Annotated in this window: 24 protein-coding genes and 3 riboswitches; of the genes, 16 read left to right on the top strand and 8 right to left on the bottom strand. The window is 42.7% G+C overall.

The features are described 5' to 3' along the window. Nucleotide 1: 1 nt before the first annotated feature. The 4 genes from cyoD to MNQ98_RS17705 are packed head-to-tail and all read left to right on the top strand — an operon-like array spanning nt 2 to nt 2,178. Nucleotides 2-328 carry a cytochrome o ubiquinol oxidase subunit IV gene (gene cyoD / locus MNQ98_RS17720; protein ID WP_241929451.1) on the top strand — a complete coding sequence of 109 codons (327 nt, stop codon included), beginning with the start codon at nt 2-4 and terminating at the stop codon, nt 326-328. A gap of 11 nt (nt 329-339) precedes the next feature. Then, nucleotides 340-1,203 carry a heme o synthase gene (gene cyoE / locus MNQ98_RS17715; protein ID WP_208920253.1) on the top strand — a complete coding sequence of 288 codons (864 nt, stop codon included), beginning with the start codon at nt 340-342 and terminating at the stop codon, nt 1,201-1,203. 47 nt (nt 1,204-1,250) lie between these two features. Then, on the top strand, nt 1,251-1,589 hold the full coding sequence (locus tag MNQ98_RS17710; RefSeq protein WP_241929450.1) for a c-type cytochrome: 339 nt from the start codon (nt 1,251-1,253) through the stop codon (nt 1,587-1,589). A gap of 13 nt (nt 1,590-1,602) precedes the next feature. Further along, nucleotides 1,603-2,178 carry an SCO family protein gene (locus MNQ98_RS17705; protein ID WP_241929449.1) on the top strand — a complete coding sequence of 192 codons (576 nt, stop codon included), beginning with the start codon at nt 1,603-1,605 and terminating at the stop codon, nt 2,176-2,178. Between the two features lie 78 nt (nt 2,179-2,256). On the opposite strand, the gene pdxR is transcribed toward MNQ98_RS17705, so the two are convergent. Further along, nucleotides 2,257-3,702, bottom strand: a complete 1,446-nt coding sequence (pdxR, locus tag MNQ98_RS17700; protein ID WP_241929448.1) for a MocR-like pyridoxine biosynthesis transcription factor PdxR — start codon at nt 3,700-3,702, stop codon at nt 2,257-2,259. A 247-nt stretch (nt 3,703-3,949) separates the two neighbouring features. Between pdxR and MNQ98_RS17695 the strand changes: the two genes are divergently transcribed. From MNQ98_RS17695 to MNQ98_RS17685, 3 genes are all read left to right on the top strand, one after another. Further along, nucleotides 3,950-4,897: a carbon-nitrogen hydrolase family protein gene (locus tag MNQ98_RS17695; protein WP_241929447.1), complete on the top strand. Its 948-nt coding sequence runs from the start codon at nt 3,950-3,952 to the stop codon at nt 4,895-4,897. Between the two features lie 95 nt (nt 4,898-4,992). Further along, entirely contained in the window at nt 4,993-5,448 is a 456-nt protein-coding gene (locus MNQ98_RS17690; protein WP_241929446.1) for an RrF2 family transcriptional regulator, read from the top strand. Between the two features lie 128 nt (nt 5,449-5,576). Then, a complete protein-coding gene (locus MNQ98_RS17685) occupies nt 5,577-6,215 on the top strand; it encodes a nitroreductase family protein (RefSeq protein WP_241929445.1) in 639 nt (212 codons plus the stop codon). 540 nt (nt 6,216-6,755) lie between these two features. Here the strand turns inward: MNQ98_RS17685 and gcvPB are convergent. Genes gcvPB through gcvT form a run of 3 tightly spaced genes read right to left on the bottom strand, consistent with a single transcriptional unit; the run spans nt 6,756 to nt 10,665 of the window. Next, a complete protein-coding gene (gcvPB, locus tag MNQ98_RS17680; RefSeq protein ID WP_241929444.1) occupies nt 6,756-8,213 on the bottom strand; it encodes an aminomethyl-transferring glycine dehydrogenase subunit GcvPB in 1,458 nt (485 codons plus the stop codon). Continuing rightward, a complete protein-coding gene (gene gcvPA / locus MNQ98_RS17675) occupies nt 8,210-9,559 on the bottom strand; it encodes an aminomethyl-transferring glycine dehydrogenase subunit GcvPA (RefSeq protein ID WP_241933957.1) in 1,350 nt (449 codons plus the stop codon). The genes gcvPB and gcvPA overlap by 4 nt, the downstream gene beginning before the upstream one ends. Next, complete coding sequence (gene gcvT / locus MNQ98_RS17670; RefSeq protein WP_241929443.1) at nt 9,559-10,665, bottom strand: glycine cleavage system aminomethyltransferase GcvT; 1,107 nt, start codon at nt 10,663-10,665, stop codon at nt 9,559-9,561. Before gcvT ends, gcvPA begins: the two co-directional genes overlap by 1 nt. A 102-nt stretch (nt 10,666-10,767) precedes the next feature. Then, nucleotides 10,768-10,879, bottom strand: a riboswitch (glycine riboswitch). Between the two features lie 3 nt (nt 10,880-10,882). After that, a riboswitch (glycine riboswitch) is annotated at nt 10,883-10,980 on the bottom strand. Between the two features lie 171 nt (nt 10,981-11,151). Next, a riboswitch (glycine riboswitch) is annotated at nt 11,152-11,267 on the top strand. Nucleotides 11,268-11,432: 165 nt separating this feature from the next. Between gcvT and gcvH the strand changes: the two genes are divergently transcribed. The 3 genes from gcvH (at nt 11,433) to MNQ98_RS17655 (ending at nt 13,468) form a co-directional block, all read left to right on the top strand. Further along, nucleotides 11,433-11,822, top strand: coding sequence for a glycine cleavage system protein GcvH (gene gcvH / locus MNQ98_RS17665; RefSeq protein ID WP_241929442.1), 390 nt, complete (start codon nt 11,433-11,435; stop codon nt 11,820-11,822). Between the two features lie 248 nt (nt 11,823-12,070). Further along, complete coding sequence (locus tag MNQ98_RS17660; protein WP_241929441.1) at nt 12,071-12,835, top strand: DUF4253 domain-containing protein; 765 nt, start codon at nt 12,071-12,073, stop codon at nt 12,833-12,835. A gap of 279 nt (nt 12,836-13,114) precedes the next feature. Next, nucleotides 13,115-13,468: a site-specific integrase gene (locus MNQ98_RS17655; protein WP_241929440.1), complete on the top strand. Its 354-nt coding sequence runs from the start codon at nt 13,115-13,117 to the stop codon at nt 13,466-13,468. A 990-nt stretch (nt 13,469-14,458) separates the two neighbouring features. Here the strand turns inward: MNQ98_RS17655 and MNQ98_RS17650 are convergent. Together MNQ98_RS17650 and MNQ98_RS17645 are read right to left on the bottom strand one after the other, a co-directional pair. Further along, a complete protein-coding gene (locus MNQ98_RS17650) occupies nt 14,459-15,067 on the bottom strand; it encodes a hypothetical protein (RefSeq protein WP_241929439.1) in 609 nt (202 codons plus the stop codon). Next, the gene (locus tag MNQ98_RS17645; protein WP_241929438.1) at nt 15,060-15,701 is read right to left on the bottom strand and encodes a zinc metalloprotease; all 642 of its coding nucleotides are present in this window, start codon (nt 15,699-15,701) and stop codon (nt 15,060-15,062) included. The genes MNQ98_RS17650 and MNQ98_RS17645 overlap by 8 nt, the downstream gene beginning before the upstream one ends. A 443-nt stretch (nt 15,702-16,144) precedes the next feature. On the opposite strand from MNQ98_RS17645, the gene MNQ98_RS17640 reads away from it, so the two are divergent. From MNQ98_RS17640 to MNQ98_RS17620, 5 genes are all read left to right on the top strand, one after another. Next, nucleotides 16,145-16,777 (top strand): FMN-dependent NADH-azoreductase, encoded by a 633-nt coding sequence (locus MNQ98_RS17640; RefSeq protein WP_241929437.1) that lies wholly within the window; start codon nt 16,145-16,147, stop codon nt 16,775-16,777. A gap of 132 nt (nt 16,778-16,909) precedes the next feature. After that, on the top strand, nt 16,910-17,362 hold the full coding sequence (locus tag MNQ98_RS17635; protein ID WP_241929436.1) for an NUDIX domain-containing protein: 453 nt from the start codon (nt 16,910-16,912) through the stop codon (nt 17,360-17,362). Between the two features lie 145 nt (nt 17,363-17,507). Then, entirely contained in the window at nt 17,508-17,903 is a 396-nt protein-coding gene (locus MNQ98_RS17630; protein ID WP_241929435.1) for an LSm family protein, read from the top strand. A 344-nt stretch (nt 17,904-18,247) separates the two neighbouring features. Next, nucleotides 18,248-19,120, top strand: a complete 873-nt coding sequence (locus tag MNQ98_RS17625) for a M15 family metallopeptidase (protein WP_241929434.1) — start codon at nt 18,248-18,250, stop codon at nt 19,118-19,120. Nucleotides 19,121-19,124: 4 nt separating this feature from the next. Beyond that, nucleotides 19,125-19,640: a VanZ family protein gene (locus MNQ98_RS17620; RefSeq protein WP_241929433.1), complete on the top strand. Its 516-nt coding sequence runs from the start codon at nt 19,125-19,127 to the stop codon at nt 19,638-19,640. Between the two features lie 99 nt (nt 19,641-19,739). On the opposite strand, the gene MNQ98_RS17615 is transcribed toward MNQ98_RS17620, so the two are convergent. After that, nucleotides 19,740-20,633: a pentapeptide repeat-containing protein gene (locus tag MNQ98_RS17615; protein ID WP_241929432.1), complete on the bottom strand. Its 894-nt coding sequence runs from the start codon at nt 20,631-20,633 to the stop codon at nt 19,740-19,742. A gap of 241 nt (nt 20,634-20,874) precedes the next feature. Beyond that, nucleotides 20,875-21,471: an acetylglutamate kinase gene (locus MNQ98_RS17610; protein WP_241933956.1), complete on the bottom strand. Its 597-nt coding sequence runs from the start codon at nt 21,469-21,471 to the stop codon at nt 20,875-20,877. Between the two features lie 419 nt (nt 21,472-21,890). Between MNQ98_RS17610 and MNQ98_RS17605 the strand changes: the two genes are divergently transcribed. Further along, complete coding sequence (locus MNQ98_RS17605; RefSeq protein WP_241929431.1) at nt 21,891-22,532, top strand: NAD(P)-dependent oxidoreductase; 642 nt, start codon at nt 21,891-21,893, stop codon at nt 22,530-22,532. Nucleotides 22,533-22,537 lie beyond the last annotated feature (5 nt).

Genomic DNA, 22,537 nt, shown 5'->3' with positions numbered 1-22,537 from the left:
CATGACGGATTCGAACTCGGCTCATGTACAGGAAGAGCATCATGGTTCCTTTAAATCGTATACGATCGGATTTATTTGCTCCATTATTTTAACGGTGATTCCGATTGCAGTGGTCTTGAATGAATGGCTTCAAGGAACAAGGTTAGCACTCGTGCTGATGATAGCCGCCGTATTGCAGCTGTTCGTTCAACTATTATTCTTCATGCATTTACGTGAGGAAAAGAACCCTCGCTATAATTTGATCTCCTTGATCCTCGGTCTGGTGATTCTGGTCGTTATTGTAGCAGGATCGATATGGATCATGCTTAACAACATGGTGGCGTTATGAAAAAAAAGAGTATGCTGGCGGACTGGCTGCACTTAACCAAGCCACGCATACTTCAGCTTAATCTCATTGCTACATTCGGAGGCTTCTGGCTGGCCTCTGAATGGGTAATAAATGAAAGCTTGTTGCTGTGGACACTGCTCGGTACGGTCCTCACCATGGCATCCGCCTGCGTCGTTAACAATGTGTGGGACTATAAGCTGGATCGCAAGATGAATCGAACGAAAGATAGGCCGCTGGCAGAAGGGCGATTAAAACTGGCATATGTAGTCTTGTACGCCTTTGTGCTCGGTATTGCCGGAGAAACGATATTGTTTTGGAAGGTTAATACGCTTTGTGGCTGGCTCGGGTTGCTCGGCATGTTCGTCTATATTGTTATTTATACGATGTGGCTGAAAAGAACATCGACCTGGAGCACGGCAGTTGGCGGTGTTTCGGGGGCGATGCCGCCCGTTATTGGATACTGTGCGATTACGAATCAACTGGATGCAGGGGCTTTTCTCTTATTCTTATTGTTGTTTTTATGGCAGCCTGCCCATTTCTGGTCACTTGCCATACGCCGTGTTGAAGAGTATAAAGCGGCTGGATATCCACTCTTGCCTGTGAAAAAAGGGATAAGACGCACGAATTTGCAGATGATTCCGTATGTCGTGCTTCTGGTTCCTACCGTTATTCTGATGTATGTATTACAATACTCAGGCGTCATTTTCCTTATCGTATCCTTGATTGGAAGTGTGCTGTGGTTGTGGCATACCGTACGCGGTATAACGAAATCTCAAAATGACCGATGGGCTAAAACGAATTTTTTTATTTCGGTCAATTATTTAATGATTGTGTTCGTCATCATGATCTTGGATACAGCAGGACGGTCATTTTGATACGCTAATGAAACCATTATGAATTTTACGGTTAGGGAGGGTAAGCAGTGACAAGAAAACGCGGCTTAATTATTGCCATATTAGCAGTACTTCTCCTAAGCGCCTGCAACCAGAAAGCGGTGGATGATTCAGCACTACGGGCAACGATTATGTCTCCCGAGGATGAAGAAGCTGTCGCATTGTATAAAAATCAATGTATCTCCTGCCATGCAGTAGATTTAAGTGGCAAAGTGGGGCCGGCCTTGCAAAATATCGGCTCAACAATGACGGAGGAAAAAATCAACGAAATTATTCGGGATGGCTCAAAAGGCATGCCTTCTTTTAAAAAGCTGTTAGAAGATAACGAGATTGAGATTTTAGCTGGGTGGTTGGCTAATATGAAATAAGGGGGAGTATGTTTTGAAAAAGCTTGCTATAGTTACTTTACTCATCATGATCCTTGGAGTGGCAACGGCATGTGGAAATTCCAAGCCAAACCAGTTTAGCATCCCAGTTGAACCATTTGAATATACGAACCAAGATGAGGAAACCGTATCGTTATCGGATCTAAGTGGTAAAGTATGGGTTGCGGACTTTGTCTTTACACATTGTATTACGGTGTGTCCAACAATGACAGCCAATATGGCGGAACTTCAGAAACGATTAAAAAAAGAAGGGGTAGAGGCTGAACTGATTTCATTCTCTGTTGATCCGAAGCGTGATGACCCTGCGGCATTAAAAAGCTATCTAGAGAAGTTTGATGCTGATTTTACGAACTGGCATGCTTTAACTGGTTACGAATACGAAGACATCAAATCGTTTGTTCTGAAATCTTTCAAGACGCCTCTTATCATGGATACTGCTTCAGATCAAGTAATACACGGCACTTCTTTTTACTTGGTTGATCAATCTGGAACGGTCGTCGCAAAGTATGATGGAACTACGGATACTCCATACGACAAAATTATAAAAGATGTGAAAGCTTTACAGAAGTAAAGGACGAGAAGAAGATATACAAAAAAGGTGCATGGTAAAGATTCTTTACGAACATTGAATCGTATCATGCACCTTTTTTTAATTTTCTTTATTAATGACTAAGCGAAGCGCTTCCGCAAATCTGGATATGCCAGTATGAATATCTTCAGTTCTTGCACGGGCATATGTAAGCCTAACGTAACTGGAATCCGATCCATATACACTTCCAGGTACGAAGATTACCCCTCTTTGAATAGCGGCATCCAGTAATTTGGTGTCACTCACCTCAGGTACAATTTTGCACCACAGATGCAGTCCTCCATCAGGAATATGATACTCAACAAGATCTGGCATCTCTTTTTGTATGGCCTCAATGATTAAATCCCGCTTGTAAAGAAGGGTTGACCGCAACCGATCTATATGAGGATCAAAAAACGGTGATTCCAGAAATGTAGCGGCAACCCTTTGCGGTACAACACTAAGCCCAAAATCCATTTGCTGTCTGGCATCAGCCAGTCGTTCGACAACGGAATGAGGAGCTACCATCCATCCAACACGCAAGCCGGATGCGGCAATTTTGGAAAAAGACCCGATATAAAGCACAGACCCGATCGCATCAGCCGATTTTAACGGTGAAGGGGGCGTACCTTTGTATGCAGTCAAGCTAAAAGGGTCATCCTCAACGATGGGTAGTCCGAGTTCGCTTGCAACATCAAGCAATTTTTTTCTTCTCTCTTCAGCAAGTAAAGTACCCGTTGGGTTCTGAAAGTTGGGATTAATAAACACCATTTTGATTTTATGTTTCTTGAATAGAGAACGAATGTCTTCAGGCTGCACACCCCGCTCATCGACGGGAAGCCTGAACAATCGAAGACCAGCAGACTGGAACATGGGCAATGAATAACAGTACGAAGGATCTTCAATGGCGACAGCGTCCCCTGGAGATAACAAACATTGGGTTATCAAGTATAAAGATTGCTGTGAACCGGATGTAATCAGTATTGACGATTCGGTCGTATGGATACCTCGATACTCTTTTAGAAACGATACCAGTGCCTGTCTCAAAGGCATATATCCTTGGGGGTTGTCATAACCCAAATACGACGTATTTTGTTTTTCGTTCATTATTGCATTAATCTCGTCAATGGGTGCCAAGTCTCCGGCGAGTTCACCACTGGCAAAATCTATGATGGATGGATCCTGCTCCAGTGCGACACGAATACGGCGCAAAAAGGGCAGGTTAGGCAAGAAATTACCACCTTCCGCATAACGATGCCAATTCGGTGTATGTTTGGGTGTTGCTCCCCATTTCGTTCTGCTGACCCGGGTACCGCTTCCAGATCGGCTTTCTATGATTCCAAGCGACCGAAGCTCTGCATATGCAAGCACAACGGTGCTGCGATTTACCCCCAGTTGGTCTGCTAATTTTCGTTCGGAAGGAAGCAAACTTCCAGGTGGAAACTCCCCGTAGGATATTCTTTGTTCGAGATCATCTGCGATTTGTTGATAAAGAGGCTGATTGCTTTTGCGATCAGGTTTCCACACATTTTTCATCCTTTCTGTCTGTATGTAGAATGAACAAGCACTGTGATTTTTATCATATCACTATTCGTTTTTTAGAAAAGTCTGAATTTTCATCATATATATGACAAAACTCTATCAATCTGTTGAACATGGATGGGAATATTGTCGAATAAATTGGATGGTTTAATTCATTCAATAATGGACGGTTTGAAATGAGGGTTTGTCATATATCATATACCATAATATCGTTCGAGAAGGGAAGGATGACATGAACAGTCAACATTTTCGCGTAGCCGTTGTACAGGACGCTCCCATTTTGTTTGACAAACAATCCGCCATGGACAAGATTGATGGTCATACTAGAGATGCTGCAGAGAAAGGAGCTGGCCTGGTTGTGTTTCCCGAAGTTTTTTTAGGAGGGTATCCTCGAGGCTTGAGCTTTGGAACCCGTGTCGGAAGCAGAAATGCTGATGGCAGAAAAGACTGGGAACGATATTGGGAAAGCGCAATCGATATTCCTGGAACGGAGACAGACACATTAGGGGAACTTGCTAAGGAAACGGGTGTTTATCTTGTCATCGGAGTAGTTGAAAGAGATCAGGAGTTCAGCAGAGGGACCTTATACAATTCCATGGTATACATCGGACCAGACGGGAAGGTTCTCGGTAAACACCGGAAGCTCGTACCTACGGGTTCGGAGCGCCTGTTGTGGGGACAAGGTGATGGAAGTACTCTTACGGTTATCGATACGCCGTTCGGAAGAATAGGCGGACTCATCTGTTGGGAAAATTATATGCCGCTTGCTCGGACGTCTATGTATGCACAAGGAATAGACATTTACATCGCTCCAACAGCAGATGCTCGTGATACATGGCAGGCAACACTGCGCCATATTGCCTGTGAAGGCCGCTGTTTCGTCATCTCCTGCAATCAGTATTCGACCAAAGACTCATATCCCGCTGATTTAGCTTGTTATGAAGATGTTGAACAAGATCCCGATATTTTAAGCAGAGGGGGAAGTGCTATTGTAAGTCCTCTTGGAGAATATGTCGTTGAACCGTTATATAATGAAAAAGGCATTCTGTTCGCAACGCTGGACCTTTCTCAAATCGTTCAAAGTCGTTATGATTTTGATGTAGTTGGTCACTATAGCCGTCCGGATGTATTTCAGTTAGTAGTTAACCGGAAAAAGCAGGATATTACACAATTCTTATAAATTGAATATTCAAACATTTTTGTTATCTTGCTGGAGTGTTAGGTTTTAAGTTACAATATTTTAATGAACTACGATAAAAGGGGAGGTACATCAAAGTGGATAAAGTATCATCTTCTAAGAAATCGGCCATGGCCTGCCCATCCACCCATAAAACTTTTAGCTTAGCACTCCAAGCACTTGTTGTCCTTGAGAAACACTCAGGCGGTAAATGTTCCAGCGGTGATATCGCAACTCATATGCATACCGATGCGACGCTAATCAGAAGAATTTTAAAGGCGTTGGCCTTAGAACAAATCATCGAATCCCGTGAAGGAAGAGACGGGGGTTACCGTTTAGTTAAGGGTGCAGATAGCATAACGCTTGCTGATATTTATTCGGCGCTCCAGATCCACAACACCATCGCCGACAGCATGTTGGGCGCTGCAAGAGACAACTGCTTAGGTGGGCAGATGAAAAACGCTTTTTCTGATATTTTATCTGAGATTGAGGAAAGCACACTAAATGTACTGAAATCCTATACTATCGCTGACATCGTCGAAAGAACGATGTAACGATGTAACGATGTTGTGTATTGACAAACGAAATATATTTGCATTATACTGTGCAATTATCGGCACAGTATAATCGTGATTTAAACTGTGCATTAATTTGCACAATAATTTTTAAGGAGTGTTCAACCATGTCAACTTTGACACAAAAAGATTTTCTTAGCGTTGTAAGAGAGCGCCATTCTGTACGGCAGTATGATCCATCGGTAAAAATATCGCGGGAAGAGATGCAGGAAATGCTGACGGAAGCCACATCTGCACCGTCCTCAAGCAATCTTCAGCCTTGGCGTTTTCTCGTCATTGATGATCAGGCCTTGAAAGAAAAGCTATATCCAATTGCCAATAACCAGGCACAAGTATTAGATGCATCCGCGGTCATCGCTGTATTAGGTGATATGGAGTGGTATGACAAAGCAGAAGATATTTATACACAATCGCAGGAAGCGGGATATATGACAGAGGAAGTTAAACAAAAAATGATCGCAACTGCGAATCAAGTGTATCGCCATTTGGATGATTCCAAAAAGAGAAGCATTGTCGATATCGATGCAGGTCTAATCTCCATGCAGCTTATGTTAATCGCTCGCGAAAAAGGTTACGATACCGTACCTATGGGAGGATTTAACCGTGATAAATTTAAAGAAGCGTTTAACCTTCCTTCCAACTATGAGAGCATTATGCTGATTGCGATTGGTAAAGCGGCTCAGCCTGCACGCCAAACCGTAAGACTTCCTTTGAATCAGGTGGCTTTTTGGAATGAAATAAACTAACATTTGGTGAATCTATTATCCTGTAGACCGGGTTTCAATCAACGATAACCTCATCAAGCAGAACATGTTGGAGCCTAAAACTAAGCAGGTCACCCAAAGGATGAATCCTCGGGCGACCTGCTTTTACTTTTATCTGTATAATATCTGTTTTATTAGGCTCTTCACTAAAGTTAGTGTTTGAAGATTATTTAATGGAATGGGTTGCAATGATGAAGTTACGGTTATGTCTAACGTCTTAAAGGCCTGCTAGAATGATCAAACATGAAGTGATGAGTAATGTTGTATGTTATACAACATTGGACGAACAGAATGCTTGAACCTACTTATATTGTTGTAAATCCTACAACAATTCCTCTTGGAACGAGTTAAATCTATCCCTATTGTTGTATTACATGCAACAATTGGTCGTTCGTCGTTACGTCACCATATATGGCTGCACTTTATACCACACTAACTGAATCTTGTTGGATTATATGAGTAGACCAGCGCGCGGTTTGGCGTTGCATAACGGCGGTCGCATAGCCCATTGCTCAACCTTCACTAACCGCAAGTACAATTCAAGACCGGCTTACGTGCAGCTGTAGTCTCATCAAGACGTTTCACAACCGTTGTGTAAGGTGCATTGATGACTAGCTCCGGATTTGTTTCAGCTTCCTGTGCGATTTGAATCATTACATCGATAAAACCGTCCAGCGTTTCTTTACTTTCGGTTTCAGTCGGCTCGATCATGATACACTCCTCGACATTCAGCGGGAAGTAAATGGTTGGCGGATGATATCCGAAATCGAGTAATCGTTTCGCAACGTCGAGTGTTCGTACGCCGTATTCCTTCAGCTTTTTACCGGATAATACGAATTCGTGCTTGCATAGACCGGGATAAGCGACTTCGTAATAAGGCGCCAGCCTATGCATCATATAGTTGGCGTTCAAGACCGCAAGCTCCGAAACCCGGCGAAGACCATCCGGCCCGTAACTACGGATGTACGTATAGGCACGTACCAGAATGCCGAAGTTACCGTAAAAAGCTTTCACACGGCCAATCGACTGCGGACGATCGTAATCCCAGTAAAATGTTCCGTCCTGACGTTTGGAAACAATCGGTTTGGGAAGGAAGGGGATCAACTTATCTTTCACCCCGACGGGACCAGCTCCTGGACCACCGCCGCCATGCGGTGTGCTCATCGTCTTGTGCAGATTGAGGTGGACAACGTCAAAGCCCATGTCTCCCGGGCGGGTAATTCCCATGATCGCATTGGAATTCGCTCCGTCATAATAGAGAAGGCCGCCTGCTTCATGTACGATCTCAGCAATTTCCACGATTTGTTCTTCAAACAGACCAAGAGTACTCGGGTTCGTCAGCATCAATGCTGCTGTGTCGCTTCCAACAACAGCTCTGAGAGCATCAAGATCGACCATACCGCGCTCATTGGATTGAATTGTAATCGTATCATATCCTGCCACTGTAGCACTGGCCGGGTTCGTTCCGTGTGAGGAGTCAGGCACGATCACTTTGGTCCGCTGCTCACCGCGGCTCTCGTGATATGCGCGAATCAGCATCAGTCCAGTCCATTCACCGTGAGCGCCAGCCGCTGGCTGCAATGTCACTTGATCCATCCCGGTCAAAGCGGCGAGATCGTCTTGAAGCGTATAGAGCATTTCCAGGGCTCCCTGAATGCTTTCCTCGGGTTGATAAGGATGAATCTTGGCAAATCCGGGAAAGCGGGCCACATCCTCGTTGATTTTTGGGTTGTATTTCATCGTGCAGGAACCAAGCGGATAGAAGCCGTTATCAATGCCGAAGTTACGACGTGACAACTCCGTGTAATGGCGAATGACATCCACTTCGTACACCTCTGGCAGTTCCGCCAGTTTGGAACGCAGCATGCTTTCTGGAATCCATTCTGATACGTCCGTTTCCGGTACGTCACAATCAGGTAAGGAATAGGCCACTCGGCCCGGTTTACTTAGTTCGAAGATCAGCGCTTTTTCCGGTTTCATACGATTGCCTCCAATTCTCCGATGAATCGCTCAATTTCTTCTTTAGTTCGCCGTTCCGTAACGGCGATGAGCATGCGACCCTGCAGCTCCGGATAGGCTAGCCCAAGATCGTAGCCGCCGATGTAACCTGCCTTGAGGAGTTTCGCATTAACTTCTTTTAAATCAACCCCATCTGGCAATTTCACGACAAATTCATTAAAGAATGGCGAAGCGAATTCTATATCTAGGGAGCCTTTCGTGATGCATTCGGAGGCGTAATGCGATTTACGGACATTAAGCAATGCGACCTCCTGCATACCCATCTTTCCAAGGGTAGACATATACACAGAGGCGCAAAGTGCCAATAATGCCTGGTTGGAACAAATGTTCGATGTCGCTTTTTCGCGCCTGATATGCTGCTCACGGGCTTGCAGCGTAAGAACGAAGCCGCGCTTGCCGTCCCGATCCACGGTCTGCCCGACAATCCGGCCTGGAATACGGCGCATCAAGGGATCGGATACCGCGAAGAAACCACAGGTAGGACCGCCAAGCGAAGCTGGTATACCTAGGGGCTGGGCATCGCCGACAACGATGTCTGCACCAAGTTCTCCAGGTGATTCGAGCAAGCCAAGGGAAAGCGGGTTCACACTAAGCACGAGCAGTGATTTTTGGGCATGAACTAGCGGTTCGATAGCTTTTACGTCCTCAATGCATCCGAAGAAGTTCGGAGATTGGATAAGGACTGCAGCCGTATCATCTGTAATAGCAGACGCCAAAGCATCGGTGTCAGTAACGCCGTCTTTGAAACCTACTTCCACAACTTCAAGGCCAAGGCCGTGAGCAGAAGTAAGGACTATTTCCCGAGCTTCCGGATGAACCGTACGGGAAATGACAATCTTCTTGCGCTTCGTAGCGCCTGACGCAAGTGCCGCCGCTTCTGCAAGAGCAGTGGAGCCGTCATACATACTGGCATTGGCTACCTTCATCCCGGTCAGCTCACAGATATAAGATTGAAATTCAAAGATCGCTTGCAGCTCACCCTGACTGACCTCCGCCTGGTAAGGTGTATACGCTGTGTAAAATTCGGATCGTGAAATGACATGATTAAGTACAACAGGAATATGATGATCATACAACCCTGCACCTAGAAAGCTGGTGTAACGTTCAAAATCAGCATTGCGAGCGGCAAGTCCGTTCATATACTTTAGAAGTTCAGGTTCACTTAGTCTTTCGGACATCGGCAGAACTCCGTCGTAACGCACCTCAGCAGGAATATCTGCAAATAGATCCTCAATGGATTCCGCGCCAACGGTGGCAAGCATTTCCGATTGATCCTGCTCAGTCATCGGCAAATAACGATGCTTCATCATAAGGTTTCTCCTTTTTTATAAAATGGCGTCTTTACAACCACCGCTTTCAGTCGTTTGCCGCGAATTTCAATCGAAACCTCAGTTCCTACTGCGGCAAATCTGCTGTCGATCAGCGCAAGTCCGAGATTTCGCTTCGACGTTGGTGACTGTGTACCGCTAGTGATTTCACCGATTAGAGAATTGTCCACATACACCGGGTAATGAGAGCGGGGGATCCCGCGATCAATCAGTTCAACGCCAACGAGCTTGCGCTGTACACCTTCGTTCTTTTGTAGAGCTAATGCATCCCGTCCAATAAAGTTGCCTTTGTCCAGCTTTACGAAGTATCCAAGACCTGCTTCAAGCGGAGAAATGGTGTCTGACAGTTCTTGGCCGTACAGCGCGAGCTTAGCTTCGAATCGAAGAGTATCACGCGCGCCAAGCCCTGCCGGAATCAAACCGTTCGGCTCGCCAGCAGCGAGTAGTTCTTTCCATATGACCGAAGCAGATTCAGCTGGGCAATATATTTCGAAGCCGTCCTCGCCGGTGTAACCGGTACGGGAGAGGAGAACGGAGGTACCGCATACATCCGCGTTTTGAATAAAATGAAAGGAAGGCAGCGTATGAACAGGTTCATCGCTCACCTTAGATAAAATAGCTGCGGCTTCAGGACCCTGCAGGGCAATGAGAGCTGTTTCAGCAGAGATGTTCTGAAGGTCTACACCTTCGATGATATGGTCCTTTAACCACTGTAAATCCTTGTCAATGTTAGATGCATTCACAACTAGCATAAATTGATTATCTGAGAGCTTGTAGACTAGCAGATCGTCCACGGTGCCGCCGTTATCATTGCACATGGGAGCATATTGGGCCTGACCGACAGACAACCGCGAAACATCATTAGTAACCATTTGCTGCAAAAAAACCTCGGCGTTTGGCCCGGTTACCAGAAATTCACCCATATGGGAAACGTCGAACAGACCGGCTTGTCGGCGTACAGCTTCGTGTTCTCGAACAATTCCGTGAAACTGTACAGGCAGCTCCCAGCCTCCAAAATCGATGCAGCGGACGGATGGGAAATCCGAGTAAAGCGGGTAAAGCGGCGTTCGTTGCAATGAACTCATTTTGAGCACCTCTTTAGCATGAAATTGGGACTACACAAAAAAAGACAGGCAAAAGGAATAACATACGCGCAAAGCAAGCTTTGCCGTATCATTGTCCTTCTGCTCTGTCCTTTGTACCTGAGAGTTACCTCTACACAAATTATGTAAGCAAGATATGAAGCGCGTGTGAGTTTCCCCTTTGGTGATCCTAAATGTATCAGGATTCTCTCCAGAGGTGCGTCCAGTAAAAGTCCTTTTGCCTGAGAGATTCACCGTTGTTTCGGTTTACTCCTTCGGCGTTACCCGTTAGTCGGTAATCTCTCCCAATACCTTCATCCGCTTATTCAGCTCTATTATGCTTTTTGTTCTTCACATCATTATAACCGTCGGTCTCTGTAACGTGTCAACCTTTAGTTCGTCAAAAAAATATTATTTTTGTCAGCTATATTGACATGATCTGCTAAGTGCTTTATCCTGTGGAAGAAATCAACCAAATTACATATGTGGATGACGATGGACGGGAGAGACCGCAGCGCCAATAAAGGCGGCGGCACCGAAGGAGCAATTCGTTACACCTGCCGGTTAACGAGTAATCTCTCAGGTAAAAGTACCGCTATCTGACGCAACTCTGGAGAGAGCGTAAGCCGCCAAAGGGGAAACGAAGGGCCGTCTAGAAACGGTCATTCATAAACTCTCAGGTACCGAGGACAGAGAAGAGGCGAGAGTCTTTTCCTGTCCTTTTTTATTTTGTTTGAATCCATTTCATATTAAGAAAAGAGGAAATTCAAATGAGTGAAATCAGAGAGCAATTGGTGTACAGTGAAGATCATGAATGGGCGTTGAAGGTGGAAGGCAACATCGTACGTATTGGAATTACCGATCATGCACAATGCCAACTGGGTGATATTGTTTTTGTGGAGCTGCCGGAGGCTGGATCAGACGTATCTGCAGGGGATAGCATAGGATCAATTGAATCTGTAAAGACGGTATCAGAGCTTTATTGTCCGGTATCCGGTAAAATAACCAAGTTGAATGGAGATCTTGAGGCGCAGCCGGAGCTGGTGAACAGTGAACCGTACGAAGGCGGTTGGATTGTTGAGATCGAAGTTGAGGGCGATCTGGAGGAAGCGCTTGCTAAACTGCTTACTGCGGAAGCATATCGGGCTAAGGTGGATTAATTTAATTTTTGAAATTTTAAAAATTTAGATATATTATGAAAAGAGCTCGTTATTGAGCGTTGTCCACGATGAAGATCGTGGACTTTTTCTCGAAGAAACGCTTTTCGTCCTTAAGTAGGATGACACCAAAGGCGTTTCTTTTTGCTGGGTGGATGATACAATTTTTTGAACTGGTAGATGACCCATGCTAGAATTAACAAATGATGGATGAGTGAGTTGATAGATTCCTTTATTAAAGAGGTGCAAATATGATAGAAGAGTTATCTGATTATCTTCAGGAATGTGAGATTGAAGTTGTAGCGGTTGAAAACGTATCGCTCCCTGCCACAAAAGAAGGGAAGCACAGTATTTTTGTCCTGCCTGGGTACAATTTAGTAGAGATGATGGAAGATACATTGGATGAAGAGGAATCACCCTCTGAGTATGTTCGCCATCAGCTTGAGGAAGTACATAGCTTAAGTGTAGAGGATGTTTGGCGGCAGATTGTAAAGTCTCAACTTGAGTATTCAGATTTATCTTCGGAACAGAAAAATCTGGAAGGGAAGGATTTTGAAGAGATTTATCATTCGTATTCTTTGTTATGGGATGGGCATGATCTTTTGAGTGAAGAGCAATGTGAAACCGAGACAGAGCCATTTCATGTCACCGTAGAATGGTTGGAGGAAAACATAGAAGAAGATGAAGAGCTTATTGTTTTGATATTGCCGCAGGAATCCGGATATGAAGCACCGTTGTGGATTCCAATGGGAGGATTTAATGAATGTCCTTTCCCAGTACATCAGTCGGTTGTTATAAAGCACTGGCAGGAGGAACATGGCATTAAACTTCTCGCTGTTTCGGACGATATATGGGTTATGCAAACGGGAAAACCTCCGCAGACATTTGAGGAAGCATTAAAGCTGGCGAAAGAACACTTTATTTTTTGTTCATACGTGTTGGAAGGTCATGATAGCTTAGGAGATTACGCGGATTATTTGATGAAGCATGATGTGTGGTATTTTTGGTGGGATTGATGGGTTTGGATAGGAACCATTTAGTATAGTGTCCAACAACATTGGTGGTTAAAAGGCACCGGTTGGAACGAACTGATAATGAACAACTGCTATGGTTGGTAAAACGCTAGGGTGAGTGAGCGCATCGTTGGCAGCTGTCTCGCTAATTTTCCCGTTAGAACTTCGATATTTGTACGGTGACTGTGACGTTGACTGTACGCTGACATACGCAGATAAGCGCTCCGACATGGCGCAGATATATGCTCTCTTCCGTTAAATTGCGGAAGGGAGTTTTTTAGTTTGGCGGAAGATAGACGTAAGGGAAGGACGGTCAAAAAAGAACGTAATGTTGAACGTTTGAAATATTCGCTTGATTATCTCTTTGATTACTATTATCAAGCTAGGAAATCGGAGGGACGCGCCGAAAATACGCTGAAAACATACAAGCAGAATTATGCTTACTTTTGTGAATACTTAGACATGCGTGGTATTATCCGCGATATAAGAAATGTAACTGCCGAATTGGGACGCGAGTACATTATTTGGTTAAGAGATGAAAAAAAGAAATTTAGTGATAATTGTAATGTGCCAGAGAGTGTCCGGGCTGTTGGGCCACTTCCAAAATCCATAAATACGCGGATTAATAAGTCGTGAGATTGAGGTATTAACTTCGGAAGAACTCAGTCGGCTACTTCAAGCGCCTAATCACCGCGAGTAAAGTGGATTCCGTGATTATCTCGTTCTTAATGTGCTGATCGATGGGATGATACGTATTGACGAAGCGGACAGTAAAGTTAATACAGGAGTTAATTCGTGAGACTACGGAATTCGGAAGCGAGTACATATTTTTGAATAACTTCGGCGAGCGCTTAATGCCGAATCATTTCCGCCACTCCGGGGCGACTCTGTTCCTTGAGGAGGGGGATCGGAACGCCTCTTACAAATGACACTAGGTCATGCTGATGGAAGAATGACTAACCACTACACACACCTTTCGGACAAATCAGTAAAAAACAACCATAATGCGTATTCTGCGATTAATGCGGTCATTGGAAAACTTGAAAAGTCGCGGAAGAAGTTTCGGTAATATTGCGTCCACTGGCGGACTCCTACGTATACAAACGTATGGATATCGCTAGTGGGCGTTTTTCTTTGTTTATAGCGCAGTTGATTATGAGGTGTTGTTTAAAAGATACCCGGGTGCTTGGGAATCTTACTATAAATTAGAGGAAGCGGTTCACCAACATATATTAACCAGGAAGGATAGCCCCTGCGACATTTAATAGTCGTTTAACTTACTTGCGAACTTTATTTTAAATGGTGCGTGAGGAAGGGTATCTCAAAAAGAATCCACTTAGTAATGGCTTTAGTGCTTTAACAATATCTTACTCGGTGTGATATAATGGGTTGCGCTAGTGTCCATTGGTAGATCAGGAGGAGGTATTATGTCTTCGGATTTTTCTGATCTGCTTATACGGGCGCCCCTTGGAGAATCACCTTAGGTTTTTGGGATATTTCTTATCCGAGAAAAGAATATACGCGTAAATCAAAAACACACGAAACGAAATATTTGGAATAACTTTTAAAAAAGAAGCTCCCTCAAGCAGTACTAGGAGGGAGCTTTCTATTTTAGATATTTGTTCGTTATTTCAGGCTATTCAAATCTACATCATCAATTGGATCGGGAAGGTAATTATCTACTCTGATAATTTCGGCAATAACATCGTCGATCTTTAGAGCAACATCATGATCCACGGATTTTTCATTCATGATTTGTTTTGTTGCCAGTGGATTCGTAAGAGATAGAGAAGGATGGAATTTTACGATCCCATCTTCCACGGGTGCCACGACCTCCTCAGTGCCTACCAATGTATAAGGTTCTTCTGGTGCGTCATATTTATCGAAAGTAGCCAAGAAAAATAAATATGTTTTTCCTTCTTCTACTATAGGTGCGTAGGTCATATATTCTTTACCATCGTATAATCCACCTGCCTGTTTCATCGTAAACATGTTCTGAGTGTTCTGATTAATATTTCCCAAAATTATTTTTTCCACTTTAATATCAGAGTCAGTGTAGATAGCGTAATAGGGAAGAGAGGTTTCTGACTTATCTAAGTTGATATTTCTTTTACTCGCAGGATGTACTTTATCTACAGTTCCGATAACAACAAGATCCGAGGAAGCTACTAACTCTTCAAAATTTTCTATGTGGCCAATATCGGGTACTGAAACAATATCACTTGCTTCATTCACTTTTTTTTCCTCCGAACATGCTGATAATACGATAATTCCTAATAAAAGACTTAACATTATAATGATTCTTCTCATAGTTCATCCCCCATTCTTTTATTAGCCAAACGTAAGCGTTTACACCGTTGATATCATCTTGTTCAGGAGTATATATTTTATCTCGATCTCTTTTTTGATTCATTAATGCGATTCCTGATTGGAGGTCAGCTAGATGTAATGCATGACCCAATTCATGAGCGAATGTACTTTGAGTAACATTCCAAAAATCTTTTCCTAGATTTGTTTGATTAATTATTGCAGTTTGGTTGATCCAAATCTGAAATTGAGAAGCTTGACCATATTGATCTTCCCACTGTGGTGTATAGCTTCCAAAATCAAGAGGATCGGACATGGTTCCTATTATAACAGTATTATCGGCATTATTATCTTTGCTAATATACACTTTATTAGTAGCCGCATTCCAAGAAGCAGCAGCATTGATGAGGGCAGATTCATACTGTGAAGGTAAACCCACGGGCTTAAACTTTATACTTGATGACATATATCCACTTTTATAGTGTTGGTAAGCGTAAGCACTTGTTGATAAAAGTAATAAAGAAATAATAGTTGTTAAGATTAAAGATGTTTTCTTTAGCATTTTATACCTCCTAAAAATTTACTGGAATTTTGTTGAGAGCAACTTAAATGTTTCGCATTTCTTATAGATCACCCAGCTGCCTTTATATGATAGTTATGTATTTCCAGTGTCATATATTTTTGGCTTTTTGGGTGCGTACGCGGACAGGAAATACTCTATTATCCATCAACTCAAGGAATTCAGGGGGTTCATGGGCAAGTAACGGAACCTCAGTCCGCGAGTATCACAGTAATCAGCTGATTCTCACAAATAACGTATTCTCTGTCCGCCAGATTTTTCCGTGTAAAATGACTTGTTATGTTCTGATAAACATTACACCCACAGCATAGATTGATAACGCTGGAAGGACACTGGGAAATGACTAAATAAGATAAAGATGCTATACTATTATCAGTGAGTGGTAAGAACTCATCTACTACAACATGATGGGAGAAATTGAACGAATGAATATTTTAGTAGTAAAAGCTAATAACCGCCCAGCTTCTGAAGCTGTATCCAGCAAAATGTACGAAACGTTTATGGATGAAGTAAAAGATCTGAATGTTACAACTTACGACGTATTTGAAGAAGACATGCCTTACTTCGGCCAAGATTTGTTTAACGCATTTGGTAAAGTACAATCTGGTGGAGAATTAACAGATGTAGAAACACGCATCCTGGCTGCCAAACAAAAAGCGATGGACGCTTTAACTGCTGCTGACGTGGTTGTGTTCGCATTCCCACTGTGGAACTTAACGATCCCAGCTAAATTGCAAACGTTCATTGACTATGTTTATCAAGCTGGCTTCACTTTTAAATTTAATGAACAAGGTCAAATGATGAGCTTAATGACTCACAAAAAAGCGATTTTCCTATCCGCACGCGGTGGAATATATTCAACTCCAGAAACAGCTCCTATGGAAATGGCCGCAACTTATATGCGTAATATCGTTGGCGGTGTTTTCGGTATGGAAATCATCAATGAAGTCGTTATTGAAGGCCATAACGCGTTTCCGGTCCGTAAAGATGAAATCATCAACGAAGGTTTGGCAAAAGTAAAAGAAGCTGCATCACAGCTTACACACCAATTGGCATAATATTATCGATATCCTCAAAAGAGAACCTGCAATGATTGTGGGTTCTCTTTTTCTATTTCTATACGACCGAGGAGGAAATAGCTACGTGATACCGTATTTTTTATAATAATTAAACGGGTTAGGGGGATTAATTTGAACCAACCATTGCTTAGAGCTGAGGCAATCATTATAGGGAATGATGGAAATTCTGTATTCGTTCAATGTGATAACGAAGAATCATTTTATCGCTTTCCTGGTGGGTCTGTTGAATTCGGGGAAACCGCCGCAGAAGCAATTAGAAGAGAACTGATTGAAGAGTTCGACTTACAATCAGAAGTAGGCTCACTGGCATGCCTTAATGAAAGTATCGTTGAATATGATGGAAAGAAGAGACATCATTGTACCATCTTACATTGGGTTTCAATTGATGATTCTATAATTCAGGATTCATTAATACATAACGAGCAACAAGGGATAAAATTAATCTGGCGTACTTTTGAACAATTGAAACAAAAGCCATTATATCCAGAAGGTATATTAGATTTTCTCATTGCAAGACAGGAACCTGTATCCCATTTAGTTATAAGAAAAAATTATGATGAATAAAGGAGAAACGAAAACCGATTATTAGGGGAACAAGAGGTGACTTCGGGTATTTATCCGGAGTCATCTTTTTTTAGCCCTATTTACATCGTAAGTTTAAAAGACACAAGAATACGAACATTAGCTGAATAAAATGATATTCAAGAAAATGAAAAGTGAGGTGAATAAATTGCCTTCAAAAAAGAAAACAAACCATAAATCAACGACGCAATGGTTAGGAAAACCTGTCATGGTTGTCTTGAAAGATGGAAGTTATTATATCGGAACAATGAACAGTATAGAAAAAGATAAATTAACACTATCCGGCTTGCGACCTGAAAAGAAGCTTCCAGCTTCCGTTATCGAAAGTAGAGATAAAGCTCAAATTTCAGGCTTCTTAAGTGCTCTTTTGGGGGGGTTCAATAGCCCAACTGGAGCAGCAGCGGAAGGTGGAAGCAATGGGCTTGGCATATTTGGATTTTTGGGACAAATCATGCCTCATATTCAAGTGGGTATGAATATGGTAAAATCAATTATGCCATTGATGGGATTATTGAAAGGTTAGCGATATATACGGAAAACAGAAAATGATTGATATTGACGCTTGGGCTTTACCAAGCGTTTTTTATGTTTGGATGAACCATCTTCAAGCAGGTCTGATCATTGATATCGTTAATTTAGTGGAAATGACGGGTTGTAAACTTTCTCGATGATGTCCACCGCTGTAAAATGAACATTGCGCGGGAAATGATGAGAAATGCGCTTGCAAGTGCAGAATGAAATATGTTCCTCAGAGAACACTGGATCATGCGGTTTATAGCCAACTTTAGAAAATCTTTAACTTTTCCACACTTATTTTTAAAGATTTTATACTATCTTAGATGAACAAAGGTTAAGGAGATGTTGAAGTTGAAGAAGTGGTTAGTATGTTTATCTTTTTTATTGCTGATGGGTTGTGAATCCGTTCTACCTAAGCAAAACAATGACATTAATGTTCAGGAGAACACGAAAGATCAGCCTTCGGAATCCGTTCCCGAAGTTAACCATGATACAATTTTGATCCCCAAGGAACAGGTACATAAAGGGAACTTGGTGTTGGTCAATAAGGAGCACCCGATCCATACGGATGGCATACCTACTGACATCGTTAACTTGTATAAAAATAAAGAACTGATTCAGGGGTATGCTTTGCTGGACAATACGATACAGTTATCGAGAAGCGTGGCACTAAACTTTGGAGAAATGATGCATGATGCCGACAAGGAAGGTGTCAATCATTTTATGATAAGTAGCGGCTACCGAGATGCTTCCGAGCAGGAAAAATTATATCGTGACAAGGGTGCCGATTATGCTTTACCTGCGGGCTACAGCGAACATAACATCGGTTTTTCACTTGATATCGGATCAACCCTGAAGCCAATCGACCAAGCTCCCGAGGGGGAGTGGTTACAAAAGAATGCTTCGGAATATGGTTTTATTCTCAGGTATCCCAAGAATAAAACGGAGATTACGGGCATTAAGTTCGAGCCTTGGCATTTTCGATATGTAGGCTTACCTCACAGTAAGATAATGAAAGAAAAGAATTTTACATTAGAGGAGTATCTGGACTTTCTGAAGGAACAAAAGAACTTTATCACGACAATAGATGGCGAGAAATACGAAATTTCATTTGTACCTGCTTCTAAAAATATGACGCTACAGGTACCCATTCATCAGCACTATGAATTATCAGGTAATAATGTGGATGGCGTTATTGTAACCATTCGGCAAAATGAGGGATAAGGCCATGAAGTCATGGAATAAACTTATCGTATTGACGCTGTTTACCCTTTATTTATTTGTGCTACTTAAAGTCATCTTGTTTAAATTTGGTTCAGTGGATATCCCTTTTCTATGGCACCAGCTTCAAAGAGCTATTGAGAATCCAGAATATATGATGAATCGATTGCAATCAGGTAATTTTACTGCTTTCAAATCGATCAAACAATACCTGCACAGACTTTCAAGCGGGCATAACCTGGTTAATTTCATCGGAAATATCGTGATATTTGTACCTAACGGAATATTCATCAGTTTATTGACCGAAAACAAATTTTTAAGTGTATTGATGAGTTCCTTGGGTCTTAGCTTAGGCTTGGAATGCTCACAGGTACTATTTTCAATGGGAATCTTTGATGTGGATGATCTCATCCTAAACGTATCCGGAGGTTTACTAGGCTATGGGTCTTTTCAAATTATGAAGTGGGTGTATGGAGGAGGAAGTGTTGCGGGTTCTGCATTGGTAGGCATAAAGGACTCTTAAAATAATCTAAGTTGGCGACTGGATATGATCCCTTAAACGGTAATCGTATTATAAAAAAGGTGATTCCGAACTTCTTCGAAATCACCTTTTAGCTTGTCTTTAAATTTTTTTGGATTTAACGTTGCATCCGGGGGAGAGCCAGTGTATCGGGTGAGAGAGTGATGGAGGCAGTTTTGTGTCAGCATTACCCTTCGCTGAGTTGAGTTGTGCTTGGGTGAGAAAGATACTCTCCGTGAGGTTGGCTCCACTGAGATCAGCATCTCGAAAATCAGCACCAATCAGATCAGCGGCTCTCAGATCGGCGCGTCTGAGATCAGCGGCAATAAGGTATGCTCCTCTCAGGTTGGCGCATCTCAGATCGGCTCCTTTGAGGTTGGTGCCGATGAGATCAACGCCCCTGCCTTGAGCTTTCTGTCGTACTGGTGGACCTTTATGCTTGCGGCAGGCTTCATCTCTTACAAGTTCGCTGGTTCGTAAGAGTAGAACATTAACGTCTGCCCGGTGTGCTGCCACGTCCAGTTTTATGAGAGAGTCTGGACTGAGGCAAGTCAGGCGTGTCGTCTCGTCAAGCGCTAATCTAAGATCAGCATGGATCTGACGGGCCGATTCCAACGTTAGTGCTTCTGATAGATACCAGATTAGCTCATGAAGCTGACGCATAATCGGGAACACCTCAAACATTTGCTTCGCGGACTCGGGAGCTTGCCGCCAGTCCCGTCCTCTGTAGGTAATCTGTGAAACCTGTTGTCCCGCGCCGAAGCAGTCATAAACCGTGCAACCACGAAAGCCCAGCTGTCTGAGGCTGTCGTGAACGCCGCAGCGGAAGTCCGCTTGCAGGTTTTGGCAAGGCTGCCCGGCATCCTTATCTGTCGCGAAATCTGAAGAAGCAGCGTAGGGGAGCGCGACACAACACAGACCGAAGCAGTTCTCACAGTCAGCGTGCATACTTAGAGGATTTTTACCGGATAAAGATTCTGATAGATTCTCAAACATAACTTGCACGATCTCCTTTTCGATTTTGCGTATAGTCATACATTGTTATAATTATTTTAAAGCAAAATGCTGGTAGAATAATAGAGGTTTTCTATATTACGGGAAAAAAATTGTGCGTCATATGAATTTAATATCGTTTACAAAAATCAAAGGTCGCTGGGCGACCTTTGATCATTTCAACGTAACTGTATGGATTATATATGAATCCTATCGCTGCTGAGAGAGAGGGGAACTGTTATTTTCAAAACATTTGTGGAAATTGTTTAATAATTGCTTCACTAATCATATCTGCCATCTCTAAAGCTTCCAGCTCGATTCTATCATACAATTGAACACTTAACTTGTAATCCTTATTCAGCATCGCGACTGCTTCTGCTTTCGTCAATGCCAAATGTTCATAGAACATTTTCCTGAATTCTTCTTTAGGGATATATGGATTAATGTGAGATAAAAATACAACAATTTCATCTGCATTGGAGTACCATCGTTTCTCAGCGTCAGCTACGGCTTTAGTATCACCTGCTTTTGCTGCTTTAACGAGCTCCGCAGCAATTACTAAGTGTTCTTTTATCAAGTTACTATACGTTATTGCTATACTTTCACCATAGAAAGGCTTAAGGGCATTCCCCATATCCGGTGCATTTTGGAGGAGACGGGCTAGAACAACATCTATGTCAGGCAAATTGAAAACGATGCTAATAATAGCCATTCTAGTCCATGCAACATGCTGTTCCCACAGTAAACGCATGTAATTCATAAGATCAACCTGTGCCTCGCTTATGCATTTAGAGCGCGTCGTGAAATAAGTGGGATATTGATTTGGAACGAAATAAGGTATTTCATGTGTGAAAGTGCTGAATCCCCATTAAGGATACATATTACTTATCCTCCCTTTGTAATGATATGCCCCATAATATGGGCACTTGACCCGATGTGTTCACGATGAAATCAATTTTTATAGATATTGGAGAACATTAGATTTGAGTCGGTTTACAATGACATGAGCTTTAAAGGGACACAGAGATAGGTATGTGGTTCATAAAATAGGAAAGCATTAAGGACTGACAATCGTCGGTCCTTTTTTTCTTGAACTAACTAACAAAACTATTGACATAACGAACAATTGTAACTATTATGGTTACATGTAACGAACACAGTTACATGTAAGAGATGAGTCACGCCAGATCTAGAATTGGTGTTGCCTATGAAATTTTTGGTACATACCATCAAAATACGAGGAAAAGGAAGGGTTCAACTATGAAAATCGGAATTATCGGAGCAACTGGTAAAGCTGGAGTAGCTATTCAAAAGGAAGCAGTAAGTCGTGGACATGAAGTCACAGCGATTGTGAGAAATGCTTCTAAAATCGGAGAAACTCAAACAGCCATTTTGGAAAAAGATATCTTTGATTTAACCTCAAGCGATCTTCAAGGATTTGATGTTGTCATCAATGCGTTCGGAGCTGTTCCCGGTCAAGAGCATCTTCATGTTGAAGCAGGAAGAGTGCTGATCAACGCAATTAAAGGAGCTCCAGAAACTCGATTGATCGTCGTTGGCGGAGCAGGAAGTCTCTACGTTGATGAAGCAAAAACCGTCAGACTGATGGATACGCCTCAGTTCCCTAAGGAATATTTAGCTACAGCGACTAACCAAGGTAAAAATCTAGAAGATCTGCAGAATGAAAGCGAAATTCAGTGGACATTTGTGAGTCCAGCAGCGTTCTTTAACCCAGATGGAAAGCGAACAGGCTCTTACCAAAAAGGGAAAGACAATCTGATCGTAAATTCAAAAGGTGACAGCTATGTAAGCTATGCAGATTATGCAATCGCGATTATAGATGAGATCGAAAAACCTCAGCACATTAAAGAACGTTTTACTGTTGTTTCTGAAGCTGAATAATAATC

Origin of the sequence: Paenibacillus sp. N3/727 (genome assembly GCF_022637315.1) — a bacterium.
GTDB lineage: Bacteria > Bacillota > Bacilli > Paenibacillales > Paenibacillaceae > Paenibacillus_AQ > Paenibacillus_AQ uliginis.
The sequence above is the reverse complement of the archived record's forward strand: the minus strand, read 5'-3'. Positions and strand labels throughout refer to the sequence as shown.